Origin of the sequence: Bermanella marisrubri (assembly GCF_012295615.1) — a bacterium.
Classification (GTDB): Bacteria; Pseudomonadota; Gammaproteobacteria; order Pseudomonadales; family Oceanobacteraceae; genus Bermanella; species Bermanella marisrubri.
Window position 1 is genome coordinate 2011391 of sequence record NZ_CP051183.1, and the last position, 17000, is coordinate 2028390.

At 44.0% G+C, this 17000-nt stretch carries 12 protein-coding genes; 5 read left to right on the forward strand and 7 right to left on the reverse strand.

The genetic code is table 11. The features are described from left to right. Positions 1-933, reverse strand: a complete 933-nt coding sequence (locus HF888_RS09270) for a patatin-like phospholipase family protein (RefSeq protein WP_007017040.1) — start codon at positions 931-933, stop codon at positions 1-3. Next, positions 930-1808, reverse strand: a complete 879-nt coding sequence (locus HF888_RS09275) for a DUF4892 domain-containing protein (RefSeq protein ID WP_007017041.1) — start codon at positions 1806-1808, stop codon at positions 930-932. Before HF888_RS09275 ends, HF888_RS09270 begins: the two co-directional genes overlap by 4 nt. Positions 1809-1861: 53 nt before the next feature. Here HF888_RS09275 and HF888_RS09280 point away from each other — a divergent pair, with 53 nt between their 5' ends. Together HF888_RS09280 and HF888_RS09285 are read left to right on the forward strand one after the other, a co-directional pair. Beyond that, complete coding sequence (locus HF888_RS09280; RefSeq protein WP_083771881.1) at positions 1862-2416, forward strand: tRNA-uridine aminocarboxypropyltransferase; 555 nt, start codon at positions 1862-1864, stop codon at positions 2414-2416. 71 nt (positions 2417-2487) lie between these two features. Beyond that, positions 2488-4242 carry a DUF885 domain-containing protein gene (locus HF888_RS09285; RefSeq protein ID WP_165837012.1) on the forward strand — a complete coding sequence of 585 codons (1755 nt, stop codon included), beginning with the start codon at positions 2488-2490 and terminating at the stop codon, positions 4240-4242. 166 nt (positions 4243-4408) lie between these two features. Here the strand turns inward: HF888_RS09285 and HF888_RS09290 are convergent, their stop codons facing one another. The 4 genes from HF888_RS09290 to ybfE all read right to left on the reverse strand — a co-directional run bounded on the left by HF888_RS09290 (position 4409) and on the right by ybfE (position 9429). Then, positions 4409-6958 carry an efflux RND transporter permease subunit gene (locus tag HF888_RS09290; RefSeq protein ID WP_007017044.1) on the reverse strand — a complete coding sequence of 850 codons (2550 nt, stop codon included), beginning with the start codon at positions 6956-6958 and terminating at the stop codon, positions 4409-4411. A 108-nt stretch (positions 6959-7066) separates the two neighbouring features. Further along, positions 7067-7522 (reverse strand): hypothetical protein, encoded by a 456-nt coding sequence (locus HF888_RS09295; RefSeq protein ID WP_007017045.1) that lies wholly within the window; start codon positions 7520-7522, stop codon positions 7067-7069. A gap of 73 nt (positions 7523-7595) precedes the next feature. Further along, a complete protein-coding gene (locus tag HF888_RS09300; protein WP_007017046.1) occupies positions 7596-8915 on the reverse strand; it encodes a DUF3422 family protein in 1320 nt (439 codons plus the stop codon). A gap of 166 nt (positions 8916-9081) precedes the next feature. Further along, entirely contained in the window at positions 9082-9429 is a 348-nt protein-coding gene (gene ybfE / locus HF888_RS09305; protein ID WP_007017047.1) for a LexA regulated protein, read from the reverse strand. A gap of 196 nt (positions 9430-9625) precedes the next feature. Between ybfE and HF888_RS09310 the strand changes: the two genes are divergently transcribed. The 3 genes from HF888_RS09310 to HF888_RS09320 all read left to right on the forward strand — a co-directional run bounded on the left by HF888_RS09310 (position 9626) and on the right by HF888_RS09320 (position 16406). Then, entirely contained in the window at positions 9626-12055 is a 2430-nt protein-coding gene (locus tag HF888_RS09310; RefSeq protein WP_007017048.1) for a Lon protease family protein, read from the forward strand. A 152-nt stretch (positions 12056-12207) separates the two neighbouring features. Then, complete coding sequence (locus tag HF888_RS09315) at positions 12208-13869, forward strand: response regulator (protein WP_007017049.1); 1662 nt, start codon at positions 12208-12210, stop codon at positions 13867-13869. 134 nt (positions 13870-14003) lie between these two features. Further along, positions 14004-16406, forward strand: a complete 2403-nt coding sequence (locus HF888_RS09320) for a S8 family serine peptidase (protein ID WP_007017050.1) — start codon at positions 14004-14006, stop codon at positions 16404-16406. Here HF888_RS09320 and HF888_RS09325 read toward each other — a convergent pair. Beyond that, positions 16403-16960, reverse strand: coding sequence for a chalcone isomerase family protein (locus tag HF888_RS09325; RefSeq protein ID WP_007017051.1), 558 nt, complete (start codon positions 16958-16960; stop codon positions 16403-16405). The two genes, HF888_RS09320 and HF888_RS09325, sit on opposite strands and share 4 nt — an antisense overlap. Positions 16961-17000: the final 40 nt, after the last annotated feature.

Below are 17000 nucleotides of genomic sequence, written 5' to 3' on the forward strand. Positions count from 1 at the left end.
TTACAACTGACCATAGGTATTCGACTCACCTCGCTCATACCCTTCAATGGCCCGCATGGCAACTTTATACCCTAGGTCGATTTGCTCTTCGGCCCGATAGAACTCATAAAAACGTATAGAATTCTTTGGCATGCGTATAAGTAAGTCTGGACGATAACCTGCAATTTTATATTGCACCAATGATGCCTGCATCGTCTCGAACATTTGATAAATGACGCCCAATTTACCCAAGTTTTCGGTTAATGCTACCTCCGTATCTTCTTCATTGTCTGTCTTCTCAAACATCTTGAGTGCTTTCAGTTTCATCTGTGCGAACCAATTAAGCTTTTCGACTTCGTGCTGCGCCAACGCTTCTTCATTCTCCTTTCGTTTACCACCTGGCATAGGGACTTCGGCACTCAGGTCGACAGCAATGATCGCATCGGCGTGAATACCAACCACGGGGGCAATGGGCAAAGGATTCAAAACCGCACCGTCCACCAGAACTCTATTACCCCGAATTACCGGTTGGAGTAAAGACGGAATCGCAGTTGATGCCCGTAATGCATCAGAGAGAACTCCTTGACTAAACCAAATTTCTTTTTGGCCAGTCAAGTCCGTTGCAACTGCTGTAAATGGCATTTTAAGATCCTGAATTTCAATGCCATTTAGCATTTGAGCTAGGTGATTAAAGAGCTTATCGCCACGAATCGCACCATCACTTAAAAAGCTTAAATCGACTAGTTTAAGCACTTCAAGATAAGTGAGCGAGCGAGCCCATTCTTCATATTCATCGAGCAAACCAGCGGCATAAAAGCCACCTACCACAGCTCCCATGGAGCAACCAGCAACACCAGATATTCGGTAACCTTTCTCCTCAAGCGCCTTGATGACCCCAATGTGTGCATACCCTTTTGCACCACCACTCCCTAAAACTAATGCGATATCCTTCATTTACCTGATAATTCCACCAACTCTATTCTTGAAGACTGTCCTGACCTAGGCAGATGAGAACCTGCACCATGGCTGTACACGTTTTTCACAAAGCCTCCAGCATCGGCCAGTTGCTTACGTAGATCTCCAGCCTCGTCTATAGTGCGATCAAGTAGCGATTGAGGATCGCCCTCAGCATAGCGATGCACCACGATCGCGAATCTCTTGATAGGATGCGCCTGCAACAGCTCTTTTAACCACTGGACATTTTCTTCACTAAGTCTAGCTTTACCTGGAGTGAGCGTTTGTAATATCAAATATTTTTGCGAGAAAAGAGTCTGGTATTGGCCCTGAGTTAAAAAAGGCTTTAAACGGTCTTTTTGTCCCCTCTCTAAGTCGATTCTTTGGGCAAACAAATGCACACCCTTATTGGTGCGTTCATTGGTGTACACCAACCATATGCGCCCAAAACCTGCATCAGGGTTATATCCAACCCAATAAAGCTGATCATTATCGCGACCATAAAGAAGTGGCTGCGAAAAAACCTGATTCGCGAAGTCATTGCTCATACCGCAGCCACGTGCTTCACACTCAAACAATGTCGTTGATGATGGTTTAGCTTGCTCTACAATGTAGTTGAACGCTGCCTGAACCGACAAACCCGATGGCCATTTCCACATCCAACTTGTCACTCTGCCATCCACTCGCACATCCTGTTCAGCAATAAGATTACCTTGTATTCGTTTGAGCTGACCCAGTACTACCCACTGATTTTGTTTTCGAGTTGCATCAAAATCTATGCGTTCTGCACCCTCTTGCGGATTCAATTGGAACCCATGACTTTGCAAGCAAAACACACTCAGTAAAACAATCGTTAACAATCGAATTTTCATCATCCTAATAACTCGGTAAAGTACGCGTTTTCAACGTTAATGGGTTTTACCCCAATATGGAAGACCTGAACACCGACACATTGACAAACAGCGCCCATTGCATTGCCTGCACACTGCCTTTGCCAAAGTGTCTTTGCTCGCTAGCACCTGATTTATCGGATACTAATCTCACGATATTGTTCCACCCCCGTGAGCGAGAAAAACAGCACAGCACGGGGCGACTTCTTTATCGCTGCTGTGATATGGAACATCACGTGTGGCATCGTCAGCATCATGCACTTTCGCAGCAGCTAGCGAATCATACGTTGGTATATCCATCTGATGACCCAAACCCTGAGCAATCTATTCCACCTGGCCCACTACTATTGATCGACAGCACATGGCAGCAAAGCAAAAAAATATTACGCCAAAGCCCTTGGTTAGCCAAACTTCCCAAAGTACACATATCGCCTCAACGCAGCTATTACACACTAAGGCGTAACCAGATAATCGGTGGTTTGAGCACACTGGAGGCCGCCGCGCACCTAATAGCTGCAAGAGGTGATAAGCAAACCAGTGAAAAACTGGTACAATTTTTACTCTCGTTTCAAGCACAATACAAAAAGCACTAGGTTTAACTATGTTACGAAGCTTTTCCCGCATTGGTCTAATTTGTATCGCCACCTTATTATCAGGGTGTCCAATGCAAAGCGAAATCACGAACGCTCAGCCGCAATTTAGCAGCCAAGAGATCCAGCAAGCGGAGCAAAACACGCGTGAGCTTATGGCTCGATACAAATTGTGGCGCGAAGACTCAAGCCCAATGCTGATGGCCTATCGAGGACAAAAGCAGCAATACGATCAATGGGACGACTTGTCATTGGAGTTTGAAGAGTCCCAATACCGCGACCTTCTAAAGTTTCAGCAACAGATCATGGACATTCAAGAGCAAGCGCTACCTTCTGATCTGAAACTAAGTTTACGCATTTTAGACTACCAAGTCGCTACGACCATTGAGGGATATCAATATCGACTTTACAACTACCCTCTCAATCAAATGTTTGGTTTACATACCGAGATCCCTAACTTTCTGATTAACATCCACCGCATAGATACAATCAAAGATGCGAGAGACTTTATCAGTAGAGTGTGGGGTGTGGAGGATCTTTTTGATGATTTACTTGTGCAAATACGTCAACGAGAGGAAGCAGGCATTATTCCCCCTCGATTTGTCATGGAGTCCGTCATTAATGCCAGCGAAAAGATTCTAGAAGGTTATCCAATCCAGCGAACAGATGATGAGCACATGATTTGGATTGCCTTTAAAGAAAAGATTGCCAAGTTGAATCTCTACACATCTACAGAAAAGGTACTCGAATCCGACCTTAAGCGTGCATTGCAGCGTGGATTTAAACGCGGTTATCAATCTCTCATCAAACACTACAAAACAGTACTCGCTGATGCCAGCTTGGATACTGGCTTTAGCCAGTTCGACGGCGGTAACGCTTATTATCAATTTGCTTTGCGTAGTGCCACCACTACCAACATGGACGCAGAAACGCTTCATCAATTGGGCAAGCAACAAATCCAAGTAATTCACCAAGAAATAACAGATTTGTTACCACAATTAGGGTTCACCACCCTAGACGAACTATTTAAATATACACGCACTGATGACGGTATTTATTATAACGATGGCAAACAAGCGATCAGCGACACCAAGGAATATATTCGCACAATCAATACACAACTAGGCAACCTGTTCCTGAATATCCCAAATATTGGCATAGAAGTAAGACCCGTTGAGTCCTATAGAGAAGACAGTGCTCCCATCGCTTTTTACCAATCTCCTAGCGAAGACGGTAGTCGCCCTGGGCGTTACTATATGAATTTAAACAAGCTCAATGAAATGCCTAAATTTCAATTCGAGGCACTGACCTATCACGAAACGCTGCCTGGGCATCACTTACAAATCATCTATGCACAACAGAGCAAAAACATCCCTGCATTCCGTCGACATATACACTTTACTGCCTATAGCGAAGGATGGGGACTTTACGCAGAGAAGCTTGGCAAAGAACTAGGCGGATTTAAAAATCCTTGGAATGAATATGGGCGACTACTCATGAATTTATGGCGAGCAATGCGACTCGTATTAGATACTGGCTTACATCATTATGGCTGGACGCTGGAGGAAGCGTTAGCTTATCGTTTAGAAAATACACCCTTCAGTGAACAAGACAGTATCAATGCTATAAAACGCTATCTCGTCATGCCAGGCCAAGCGACGGCTTACATGGTTGGCAAACTGAAGTTAGAACAATATCGAGAGCAAACAAAGCAAACTGTCGGCTTTGGTTTTGACGAAAGAGCTTATCATACCCACCTTTTAGAGATGGGACCTATGCCTCTATCGTTGCTTGAGTCTGAACTTGAGAAATGGGCGCAGCAACAATAAAACTTGATTGTAATGGATCCCCGATCAAAGCGCTTCGCGCGTCGGGGATGACGGGAATTATTTTTATAAAACAATTCTTGGGACCAGCGAGCACATGCTCGCTTTTTTTTGCCCCTCAACACTTCACGATTTACACCGTGAAATCAGTTCAATCTTTTGCCGGTGGCTATTCTTTTTCTTCACCAAGTGGTTTAAACATCAGGATCATTCTTGGTAATAACGTCAATACCAACACCAAGGCAATCAACATCGCCAACCCCGTTAACAAGCCAAAGTAAATCGTTGGAATAAAGTTACTTAGAGCCAGTATTGAGAAACCAACAATAACAGTAATCGAAGTGTAATATACAGCCTTGCCGATCGATGCATGACAACGGCGAATGGCCTCTTCATAGTTACGATGCTCAACAAACTCTTCTTTAAAGCGATGTATGTAATGAATCGTATCGTCCACTGCAATACCAATAGCGATCGCAGCAATCGTAATCGTCATCATATCAAGCGGCATACCTGCCCACCCCATTACGCCTAAGACGGTTGCTGCACTCAATAGATTCGGGACAATCGCAATCACAGCAAGCTTCCACGATTGAAATAAAAACATGAACATGAGCATGATACCGACGAACACCGCGCCCAAAGTAAGGATTTGAGATTTAAATAGGCTTTGCAGCATATTGTTATACAGCACCATCATACCGCTCACCATGTACTCGTCTTCACTTAAGCCGAGCTCTTCCTGCAGTCCAGTATGGATACGTTTTAATAGTTCGTCGCGCTTCAGGTCAGGTTGGCTATCCAATATACGCATATTGATTCGAGCTTGATCGTGATCTGGGCTTGCATACGGATCAATCACTAACGCTTTAAACTCATCCGGAATGACGCTATAAAGTAAAGCCAATTCCACACTGCCAAGCGGAGCTTCGTTGATACTTTCTGCAACATCGATCATTGTCGCTAACGACGTGACCTTGCCAATCTCAGGTTGTTTGTCCAGATATCGATGTACCGCTTCAATTTGCTCCATTTTTGAAAGCGTAAACCAGTATTTGGTTTCGTCTTCGTCGCTAGCGCCAAACCCGTCATTAAAGTCGTCACCAAAACCATCGCTTTCAAAATCACTGGCAAAATCATCAAACTCTTCAATGCTATCTGATGATGCATTATTTGAGGAAACCTTTTTATCGGAGTCATCGTTAGCTGGAGAAAAGTCAATTATTACGTCCATAGGCGTAGTACCACCCAAATATTTGTCGACGACAATCATGCCTTGGTGAATTTCAGTATCTTCATGGAAATAATCGATAAAACTATTTTCCACTTGCAACTTTGAAATACCAAGTACTGCCAATACTGCCAAAACGATATTAAAGCCGATCAGCTTTTTACCGTGCTGCAAAGTTACCCAAGCAAATAGATCGGTGATTGGACTATGTGTTTTTACGTTGGCGGCTTCTTTTTGCTTACCTACCAACAATGCCAATACAGGGAATAAAATAAAGACAATAATAAGCGCCATGAACACGCCTGTAGCCATCATCCAACCAAAATCAATTACTGGACGAATACCGCTGAAAATGAGCGAGTTAAACGCCACCATAGTGGTTAACGCCATGTACAAGCAAGGCTTGAACATATGATCCACCGCAGTTTTCACCAACTCTTTCTGTGACTTATCTGGCTCTAGTGCATGTGCCTCTCGATAGCGCACAATCAAGTGGATACACATAGACATGGTCATAATGAGTAACAAGCTAGCAAAGTTGCTACTAATCACCGTCACCTGCCATTCAAAAATACCCAAAAGGCCAATCATGGTCATGAGCGTAAATGTACAAGCGGATAGCGCTATCACAACCCAACGTGCACGACGGAAAATAATCAGAAGCGTTATAATTAAAAATAAGAACACACCCAAACCAAAGGTGTACATGTCATTTTCGACAAAGGTAATCATGTCATCGGCAATCATGGGCACGCCGCCCAAATAGATTTCCGCTTTGGATTCATAGTTTTCTAGAATGCCACGGATCTCGACGATGGTTTGATGTAACTTTTCAGCATTCTTGGCGTTTAGATCTTCAATTTGCTGGTTTAACAACGCCAATGACTGCTTTTCTTTTGCGCTCAAACCTTGCTCATCACGCTTATCCCACAGATTTTTACGAGACTTAGTCAATGCCCTATGCTTTTCGTCATAAGGTAGATTTAGTTGCATCGCCGTTATGTTAGCGTCCAGATTGAGCAGCATTTCTTTATACAAAGGGCTTTCAGACAGCTCTTTTTTCGCAAGGCCAATGTCAGCCTGAGGAGACTCTAACGTCTTGATGTTATCGAGTAGTTCGGAAACGGGGACAGGCGGGTTCTCGAGCAATGGCACGTCGAGCATAGAATTAATGGATTCAATGCCTTCAACCTTCAACAGCTCGTCTCGCAGGGCTTCTAAGAGCGTTAAGGAAGATTCAGAAAATAGAGGCCACTCTGGTTCAAACGTAACAATTAAAAATTCACTGCTTCCAAAGCGCTCAGCCACCATCCGATAATTGGCTAAATCTTGATCATTCTCCAAAACCAAAGATTCTGCAGATGCATCCAGCTCAAAGCGAGGTGCTCCTATTGCTAAAGTCAAACCCACAATCAAAAAGACCAATGCAAGAATGATTTTTGGGTAAGAAAGGATCGTATTTCGATAGAGACCAGCAAGCCAAGACATAAATATTTACACACATTTACAAAAGTATGCTGGCCTTTATAAAAGGATGTGGCGAAACAATCAAGGAAGGAACAAAAACAATGTGTTACGCCACAGTGAAAAGCCTTGTTAACTGGCTATATCTAATTGCTGACTCAACTGTCCGTATGAGCACATCAAACCCAGACGAGCCTTGTCGCGCAGCGATAGTAATGAGTGAAAGGTCTGCACCAACTGGTCGAAACGCATGCATAATTCTGCATCCGCTCCTACCTCATATAACATGCCGCGATAGGCAGTAAGATACTCAAGGGATTTACGTGTTTGACTAATAACGCTTGTTGATACCGGCGCGTCTACAGATTCAAGAAGCAACAAGGCTTTTATCAGCTCTCTAGCACCCTCACTGTCGCCATAAAGCGATTCATGACTGATGAAACGAGAGAGGAACTGGATATTTTCGCCTAATTTACCGCGAATATTTTGACAGCCCGGCAAGCCCTTGGCCAAGGCTTGCCAGTCATAATCGCCAACTTTTTGGCTAGTGAAGTGAGGTGTACGCTTTGGATCAACTGACGAAGTCATAATTCTGTCCATTTAGGTGGTGTCTGCCACCTACTCTGCGAACAACGTGCCAATTATGACTAAGATTTTAGAATTAATTCCTAGCTGAGTGTCGTTCCCGCTTTGCAATTCGCTTGATATGGTGACGTATCGCCAAATACACCAAGCCCAACACAATAGGCATAGCGATACCTGTCGCTATTGGTTCGCTAATGGGATATCCGGCTTCTTCCATACCCTTGAAACCGTAGCCAAGCAAGCTAAGCAGATAATAACCGATCGCAACAACAGACAATCCTTCAACTGTTTGCTGCAATCTCAATTGCAGACTGGAACGTCGATCCATAGACACTAACAACTTTTGGTTTTGACTTTCGATGCTCACTTCAACTCGAGTCCTCAGCAGACTAGTCGCTCTATGAATGCGACGACTAAGATCCTCAAGACGATCTGCTAAGCTATTGCAGGTGCGGATACCTGGCGTTAAACGGCGTTCAAGAAATTCTCGCATAGTTTGCATACCGCTGATTTTTTGCTCATACACCTGCTCCAAGCGCTTTCGCACCAAAGCATGATAAGCATTCGTTGCAGCAAAACGATAATTTGTATCACTTCGTAACTGCTCGATACGCGCGGCTATCGTTGATAGCTGCTTTAATAGCTGCCTCTCTTCTCGCTCTTCTTTAATTTCAGCAATACACTGATTCAAGTGGGCCAATTCAGACTCCATTTGAGAAACCTCAGGGGCTAAATCCCGCGCTACCGGCAAACCCATTAATGCCGTTAAGCGGTAGGTTTCTAATTCCAACAGACGTTGCACCAAGCGACCGGTTTGATAAGCATTTAACTGCTTTGCACTTACCCAAAAACGCCCGAAACTATCACTGTGCAAACGAAAACTGGTTAAAACTTGTGCCTTGCCGTTGGCGACACTCGAACCACAGGGTCGCTGACCTTCAAAAAAATGATTGGAATAATCCTCTTCAATAGGCTCGTCAGTTACTAACATATTTACTGCCACCACCAACTCCCCTGGCAGTTGGTTTAGCCACTCCTTGGGAACATAACTCAAACCAAATTCTGGATTATCTTTTTCTTCCTTGGGGCGGATGAATGTATAAGTGGAAAATTCCGTATGGCGCTCCCAACGAAATTCGAAGCCACCAAAGCTTTGATAAAAACAAGATGCATCAGGTGCAGGTGGATTCACCGAAAAGCGCTGACATAGCGCTGTAATTAACTCGACTTCTGTTTGCGAAACGTTTTCCTTACGAATCAGAGCCAAATGCGTGACATAACAAGGTAAGTGAACTATCGGACTCGGACGAGTATGCAGTTCTTCATAGAGAGACTGTCGATGAGGGTAAACTGAAAGATCTAATAAAGGACTATGGGTCGTTTGATTATTTGTCACTAATGTTATTCTCAAAAACGTTCGAGAATTATATTAGCAAAACTCGTTAAGCAACTGTAGCGAGCATTTTTCATGTTTTCATGAAAACAAAAAAGGCACCCTGAGCATTAACCACTTCACTCAGGATGCCATTGCGCTGGAGACACAGCCACAATTCTTTAAAGCATTACTCTTCGATTTCAGACGAACCATCAGACAAGTGCGCAATATCTGTACTATCTGTATTGCGAGCTGCAGCACTCTCTAACATTTCAAACCAAGCATTCAAACCCAACTCTACCGCCTCGGTTCTAGTACAAGCTTGCTCCTTGGCGAATTCATCCAACTTTTCCACCAAAGCATTTGGAATTTTCACCTCCATGCGACGCATGCCCTTGTCGCGATCACGCTCTCGCTGCAAACGCTTATTGATTCGAATTTGCACATCTCTGGGATACGGATTGGACCTTGGGCGCCCCTTTGCACGGGCATTGAACATATCGATGGTCGTACGATCCTCTAATTGCACTCCCATAGACTCTCCTTTTTTTGTTGTGGTTAATTTATGTTATTTATTATGACCGATCATCTTTAATTATTCAAATTAATCAGTGAAATTGGGCGCAATTTATCCACTTATCCTTTTTTTATCTGGTTTAACCGCGCCAGGGCTTGCCCGAAAACAAAAATCAAAATAGTGTTGCTTGCATATTCAAGGAGAAATGCAGTTAATGAGTAGACAGACACATACGCCACTTCCAGTTGATGAACTAAGTATTCATATCCCAGAACAAGCTCTACCTTTCAAAACCAGTGACGAACTCAGTGCCTTTAATGGTGTCCTTGGCCAAGACCGAGCAGTAAGCGCTATTCAGTTTGGCGTCGCTATGAATCGTCCGGGATACAATGTCTATGTAATGGGAGACTCTGGCACAGGCCGAAGCTCCTACGTGACGGAGTATTTAAAAAGTGAGGCAAAACGCCAAGAGAGTCCAAGTGACTGGGCCTACGTCAATAACTTCGATAACAACCGCGAACCCAAAAAACTGGAACTATCTGCTGGTCAGGGTCAGAAATTCAAAAAAGATATGGAAGAGCTAGTCGACCAACTATTGACCACCTTCCCCGCTGCATTTGAACACCCAACATACCAGCAAAAGAAGAGCTTAATTGATCGCGAGTTTAATCATAAATACGACCGCGTCATTGATGGCATCGAACAAGCAGCCTTGAAGCGCAACATCGCGATGTACCGTGACGCCACTTCTATTAGCTTTTTGCCTATGAAAGAAGGCAAAGCCATGGAGGAAACAGAATTCGCTCAATTAAGTGAAGAAGAACGTGAAACATTCCACGAAAACATTCACGAACTAGAAGCGCAGCTTAATGACGCCCTTGTTCCTTTGCCTCAATGGAAAAGGGAAAGTACAGAAACACTTAAAAAACTGAATCAAGATACGATTAACGAATCCGTTGAACCCTTGTTTCATCCATTGGAAGAAAAATATCAAGATTTAAAAGATGTTCTGGAGTATCTGAAGCAGATGAAGCACAACCTTCATCGCACAGTTATCTCTGAGCTGACCGAAGATCGCTTGCTCGAAAGTCGCGAAGACAGCGCCAAGCGTTTATTTTTAGAAGAAACCTATGTACCAAACTTAATTGTCAGCCGCAGTGCAGACGCTGGCGCGCCAGTGGTCTACGAAAGCCACCCCAATTACGCCAATTTGTTCGGTCGCATTGAATACACCAGCGAGCAAGGCGCTTTAGTAACTCACTACCGTAAAATCTGTCCAGGGGCTCTGCATCGAGCAAACGGCGGATACCTTATTGTTGATGCTGAAAAGCTATTGTACGAACCATTCGTCTGGGATGCTCTCAAACGCGCTCTATCCTCGCGCGAATTAAAAATCGAGAGTCCGTACAGCGAAATGGGCATTATTAGCACCACCACGCTGATCCCAGAGTTAATCGAACTGGACGTGAAAATTATTTTGATTGGTTCACGTAGTACGTATTACTTACTGCAAGACTTAGATGACGACTTCAATGAAATGTTTCGCGTCTTAGTGGACTTCGATGATCATTTGCCACGCTCTGAAGAACACATGCTCGCATTTGCCCGCCTATTGCAAAGCCGGTGTGAGGAAAAAGGCTATGCTGCAATCGAAAATCTGGGCGTACAAAGATTAATAGAACACAGCGCTCGCCTGGCGGAAGACAAACGCCACCTTAGCGCACGCATCGGGGATTTATTTGAATTGTTAGCCGAAGCTGAATTCATTCGCGATATGGCGAAGGATAAGTACATTAACGCACAGCACATTAGCCGAGCGCTGGATGCAAAAGAACAACGCAGTGGTCGTATTCAAAAAGAAATCCAAGACGACATCATTGATGGCACAATTCTAATCGACACAGATGGCGAAGCCATCGGTAAAATCAACGGCTTAACTGTTTTATCTATTGGTGACAGCAGTTTTGGCGCACCTGCACGAATAAGTGCCACAGTGTATCCTGGAGGGCGCGGCATTGTTGACATCGAGCGCGAGGCCAATCTTGGTCAAAACATTCATACCAAAGGCGTGATGATCCTTACCGGCTACCTTGGCCATACTTATGCGCAAGAGTTTCCACTTGAAGTCAGCGCCTCAATTGCCATGGAACAGAGTTATGGCCACGTGGACGGTGACAGCGCCTCGCTAGCAGAAGCCTGTGCACTAATTAGCGCCCTAGCCCACGTTCCAATCCACCAAAGCTTGGCCGTCACAGGGTCCTTAAGTCAATATGGTGAAGTACAAGCAGTTGGCGGAATTAATGAAAAAATCGAAGGCTTCTTTTCTATCTGTAAAGCACGCGGCTTGAATGGTAAGCAAGGAGTGCTCATCCCAGCATCTAATGTGAAGCATTTGGTGTTAAAGCGCGAAGTTTGTGATGCAGTTGAAGCTGGGGAATTTCACATATATGGCATCGCCAACATTGATCAAGCTTTAGAGATATTAATGGATAAAAAAGCCGGTCAAATCAATAAAAAAGGTCGCTTCCCACGAGGCAGTATCAATTACAAAGTATTAGAGCGTCTGCGTGACATCGCCGATATTGGCAAAGATGAAGATCACGACGATAGTGACGCGAAAAGTCGAACAGACGCTCAAACCTAATACTATTGTCTTACTTGTAAGTGGCAGATTTGGGATTTCAGGCCCTATCTGCCTGTTTTCTCCGATTTTTATAGCTTTCAGGCCTATGCCACTCTTATTCTTTTTACTGCAAAAAGCTATACTGAGAAAAGGATTAAGATTTAGGAGCAGTGATGGTCGCGGGAAATGAACTTCTTTTCCAGGATGATGAAAGCCAGCATGATGCGCCTAAACCCTCTTACAAAAAGCCCGAACAAGAGTATTTGGTTTTAGTAGTTGACGATGACGAGTATGTTCACCAACTTACCAAAATGGTGTTAAGGGGCTTTACCTTCGAAGGCTCCCCCATTCGTCTAGCTAGCGCCCTAAGTGCTAAAGAAGCCAAGTATTACATTGCAACCCACGATAATGTGGCCGTTGCTCTTGTTGATGTCGTCATGGAAACTGACAACGCTGGATTGGATTTGGTTAACTTCATCCGCGAAGAACACAACAATAATGAGATACGCTTACTTATCCGTACTGGCCAACCTGGGGCGGCTCCTGAAGAAAGCGTCTTCCAAGATTACGATATTAATGACTATCTCAGTAAAACGGATATTACGGCACATAAACTGAGAATGGCTCTATTAAATGCGCTGCGCTCTTACCGTGACATTCGTCGTGCCGCAGACCTGCAGAAACAAATCATGTTAGCTGAACAAGAGTCTATGACCGCAGCCGCAGCAAACGAAGCAAAATCCCAGTTCTTGGCTCACATGAGCCATGAAATCCGTACCCCTCTTAATGGAATATTGGGCCTCACCGATATTTTGGCGCAAACACAGCTCAACGAGAATCAATTAGAATTCATTAAAACCATTCGCCATAGTGGGGAAGCGTTACTTGCGATAATTAATGACATCTTGGATTTCTCTAAGATAGAAGCCGGTAAACTGGAACTTGAAAGTATTGATTTTTCATTGCCCACACTATGCGACGATCTCGAAGGCTTATTCATATCTCAGGTGCAAGACAAAGGCCTACAATTTGACATCAATTTAGATCCTAATATCCCTGAATTTTTAAACGGCGATCCCCTGCGCATCAAACAAGTTCTACTCAATTTAATCAGCAATAGCCTGAAGTTTACCCACGAGGGATATGTAAAGCTGGACATCAGACAAAGCCAAGCCACGCCTTTAGTGCTTGAGTTTAAAGTCTCGGACTCAGGCATTGGTATCAGTGAAGAGAAGCAAGATCAACTATTTAAACCTTTCACTCAGGTAGACAGTTCAACCACACGTAAATACGGCGGCACCGGGTTGGGACTGCAAATTAGTCAACGACTAGTGCAACTAATGGGCGGCAATATACGTTTGCACAGCCAAGTAGACAAAGGCTCGACCTTTATTTTCGATCTGCATTTAAACGCCGGCATCAAGCCCGTTTCAGTCGATGACGACAGTGCTATAAGGTCTAATAAGCCGGTAGAGAATATTCGTATATTGGTAGCCGAAGACAATAAAACCAACCAATTAGTCATAAGCACAATGCTAAAGCGCTTAGGCTATCAATACGATTTATGCGGAGACGGCCAAGAAGCTTTAAGCCAATTGGATAAGCAAGATTACGATCTCGTCTTAATGGATTGTCAAATGCCAACGATGGACGGTTTTATCGCCACCCAGAATATCCGTAAAAACCCAGATTTAAAAAACTTGCCCATAATCGCCCTTACCGCAGGCGCCACAGAAAAAGAGCAAAAACAATGCTTTGACAGTGGCATGAACGACTTTTTATCCAAACCCATCAAACTCAATGTATTAAAGGATGCATTAGAGCGCTGGCATTAATGAATCTATTTATAACCAAAACCTTTGTTAATTCAGCGCCTTCCACTCAATTGATATAGACGAACCACGCGCCCAGTCGAAGCAGCTTCTATGCTTATAAACATAGAAGGAATTTCGGCAATCAATGGAGCAGTATGGTCGTCCGTTTTCTATTATATGGCATGTTTCTTTTGCTTAGCGCCTGCCTAAGCGATAGCAACTCAAGCCAACCCAACAGCCCTATTACTTACACCGTCACCTCTCTTGGAAGCGAGCGTTACCAAGTCGCATTCAAGGCTAATGTATCAGAAGATCACTCTGGCTACTGGCAGTTTGGCGACGGCTATGTTTCTGCAGGCAGGAGTGTCAACCACATTTATTACAGTCCAGGTCAATACACGATTACCTATAGTTTTGAGCGCGATGGACAACAAGAAAAGATCTCTGACACTCTTGTACTTGAGGGTGCGGCGCAAAATCTTGATGTGATCAGTAGAGACCTAATCGTTGTCGACAGCGACCACAATGATCCTAACCAGACGTGGAAACGGAATGACTTTGAACCTCAGCCAATTACAGCACCGAGCAAAATCAGCGGCATCATGATGGCAAAAGGGCAATGCCAAACTGGTCGCCTATGTAGCAGTGGCGATGACATTGACCGCTATCGCTTGCAGACAGATCAGCCCATCACGCTGGACGTTCAACACCATACAGGAGAGCTTTCCGTTAAAGTTGAAGCAAATGGCTCTGATATAGCTTGGCAAAACCCTTTGCATCTTGCGGCCGGTCTGTACGATCTTGAATTAATTAGGAAGACAGAGACCGTTCGCTACACACTAAACGTTGGATTAAATGAGTCTGTCGACGCCAATTCGTATCAGCCAGGAAAACTCATTATTAGATATAAAAATCAATTGAACCCTGAATTGGTAGATATTAGCGACCCAAGATTACGCCATCACAAAAACATTCAACAGGCGCGACAGGCGCTTCAGCAAGCAGATAATGTTCAATCTGTTAGTTACAACTATTGGCGCTTCAGCCGCAGCTTTACTCAATGGTCCTTAAGTGAATTTGATATCCCATTACTATGGCAGTTATTACCAAACCAGGGACTCAACGTGCGCGTGGCCGTTATCGATACGGGATTATCGAATCATGCCGAATTAAGTCATGCATATATTGAGGATGGCTACGATTTTATTTCAGACCCTCTGCAAAGCGATGATGGTGATGGCTGGGACAGCAATCCTTTTGATGATTCTGACATAGGTCATGGTACTCATATTACAGGAATCATCGCCAGCCAAGGACAACTGACGGATACTTCAATTGCAGGCATCAGCCCAAATGTTCAAATCATGCCACTGCGAGCTATTGGCCGCTTCGGGGCAACAAGTTACGATCTTATTCAAAGTCTTTTATACGCTGCAGCTTTAGGTAACGATACAGGTAAACGCCCTGCCCGCCCTGCTGATATTATTAATCTCAGCTTGGGAGGAAAAGACTTTAGTCAGATAGAAAACGACGTCATTCAAAGGCTGAGTCAACTAGGCATAATTATTATTGCAGCATCAGGTAATCAAGGTTCGGATACAATAGATTATCCAGCTGCCTATCCAAACGTCATCGCTGTTGGTGCGCATGATCGCTTCGGCAATGTAGCACCTTACAGCAATAGTGGAGCCGCTCTAGACATTATTGCCCCAGGTGGCAACTGTGTGGACCAAACATGCAGCGGCGGCATTATAAATTTAGCGCCGCAAGGATTTAAGAGTTTAACAGGAACATCGATGTCCACTGCATTCGCAACTGGCGTGCTTGCGAGTTTAAAAAGCCATCATCCTCATATTGATGTTGCTGATGTAAACCGGCTGATCGAACAAGGAAAAATCACCACTAGCGATAAACACACAAAGCAAAATGGTTGGGGTCGATTAGATATGTACAAAATAGGAACGTTAGCTAACAGCAATATCGGTACGCCCACTACGCATACACGCCTTTGGGCCCCCACCCAAATAAACTATCACAATTCAGATATGTCAGCCCGACTGCCCATAAGGCTATCAAACGATGTTTCTCTAGAAATGTTAAATTTCAGCATTCTTCCGAACGACTTGAATTACGAATTGGAAAAAGTGAATAACTACTTATACGAACTTAGCGTACAGAATGCTATTGATATAGATAATATTACAATCCGTTATCATGACGGTTACCAGTGGCGCACCCTAGAAACACAATTGCAATCATACAATGATGGCCATCGTGTAGATTTTCTTGATCATTTATATGTACAGATCGATAGCAAACGGACACCTCTTCGAGCCTCAACCAATCAAACAGGATGGCAACTGCAATATCCCCATAACGCTAATGAGCCGAGCATCCAAGTCAGTTCAGATATAGATTATGATGGTGTTTATTGCGAATTAGGTGAGTTCTGCGGGCAACGTACAGGATGTAGCGATCCAATTGCACGATCTTTCACTCAATGCAACGGTGGCGACCTCAAGTCGCCACTGTCAGGTCAATTGATCATCAGCTATTAAAGGCTACCTAATAGTCCTGCTTTTAGGTCATCCTGAACTGGCTCATCCGACAACCAAATGCCAAATAATGCTTGCTTAAACTCAAGGCTAGGAACCTGAGTTTTTAACTCGCCATTTTTGTAAACCGAAACGCCTTGATCTGGGACGTAAATGAATTCGAAAACATCGTTTTCTGCGATTTCATCTTTCAGGCTATCAATGAACACATCAACATTTTTTTGAATGGGAGCAAGATTACCGTTAGTTGATTTTTCAAATCCTTCTAACGTAGCATTTTGCATTTTTTCGGCGCTTAGCAAGCCCGAAGTGACATGCAGGCGCAAACCCATTGGCTGGTCCTGTTCGATGATGTTTTGCGCAGCTTGCTCTTTTTCTGGTAAGTACAAACCCGCCACGTAGATATCCATAAAAAACTTACTACGCACACCCGCACCATTAAGTGCCAGAGGTTGCTTAGTAACACTTAGGTTATCAGGCAGTTCGACACCCGAAATGGTTGCAGCAGAGAGGTTCAATGACAGCAATGCCGCTGTAATAAGAGCCAAGTATTTCATTGTGTGCTTCCTTTATTATTTTATTTTTTGGACCGCAAAT

Bases quoted from the DNA above. Each gene is read 5' to 3' on its own strand.
- HF888_RS09270 (WP_007017040.1), bottom strand. From the start codon at position 933: ATGAAGGATATCGCATTAGTTTTAGGGAGTGGTGGTGCAAAAGGGTAT.
- HF888_RS09275 (WP_007017041.1), bottom strand. From the start codon at position 1,808: ATGATGAAAATTCGATTGTTAACGATTGTTTTACTGAGTGTGTTTTGC.
- HF888_RS09280 (WP_083771881.1), top strand. From the start codon at position 1,862: ATGGAAGACCTGAACACCGACACATTGACAAACAGCGCCCATTGCATT.
- HF888_RS09285 (WP_165837012.1), top strand. From the start codon at position 2,488: ATGCAAAGCGAAATCACGAACGCTCAGCCGCAATTTAGCAGCCAAGAG.
- HF888_RS09290 (WP_007017044.1), bottom strand. From the start codon at position 6,958: ATGTCTTGGCTTGCTGGTCTCTATCGAAATACGATCCTTTCTTACCCA.
- HF888_RS09295 (WP_007017045.1), bottom strand. From the start codon at position 7,522: ATGACTTCGTCAGTTGATCCAAAGCGTACACCTCACTTCACTAGCCAA.
- ybfE (WP_007017047.1), bottom strand. From the start codon at position 9,429: ATGGGAGTGCAATTAGAGGATCGTACGACCATCGATATGTTCAATGCC.
- HF888_RS09310 (WP_007017048.1), top strand. From the start codon at position 9,626: ATGAGTAGACAGACACATACGCCACTTCCAGTTGATGAACTAAGTATT.
- HF888_RS09315 (WP_007017049.1), top strand. From the start codon at position 12,208: ATGGTCGCGGGAAATGAACTTCTTTTCCAGGATGATGAAAGCCAGCAT.
- HF888_RS09320 (WP_007017050.1), top strand. From the start codon at position 14,004: ATGGTCGTCCGTTTTCTATTATATGGCATGTTTCTTTTGCTTAGCGCC.
- HF888_RS09325 (WP_007017051.1), bottom strand. From the start codon at position 16,960: ATGAAATACTTGGCTCTTATTACAGCGGCATTGCTGTCATTGAACCTC.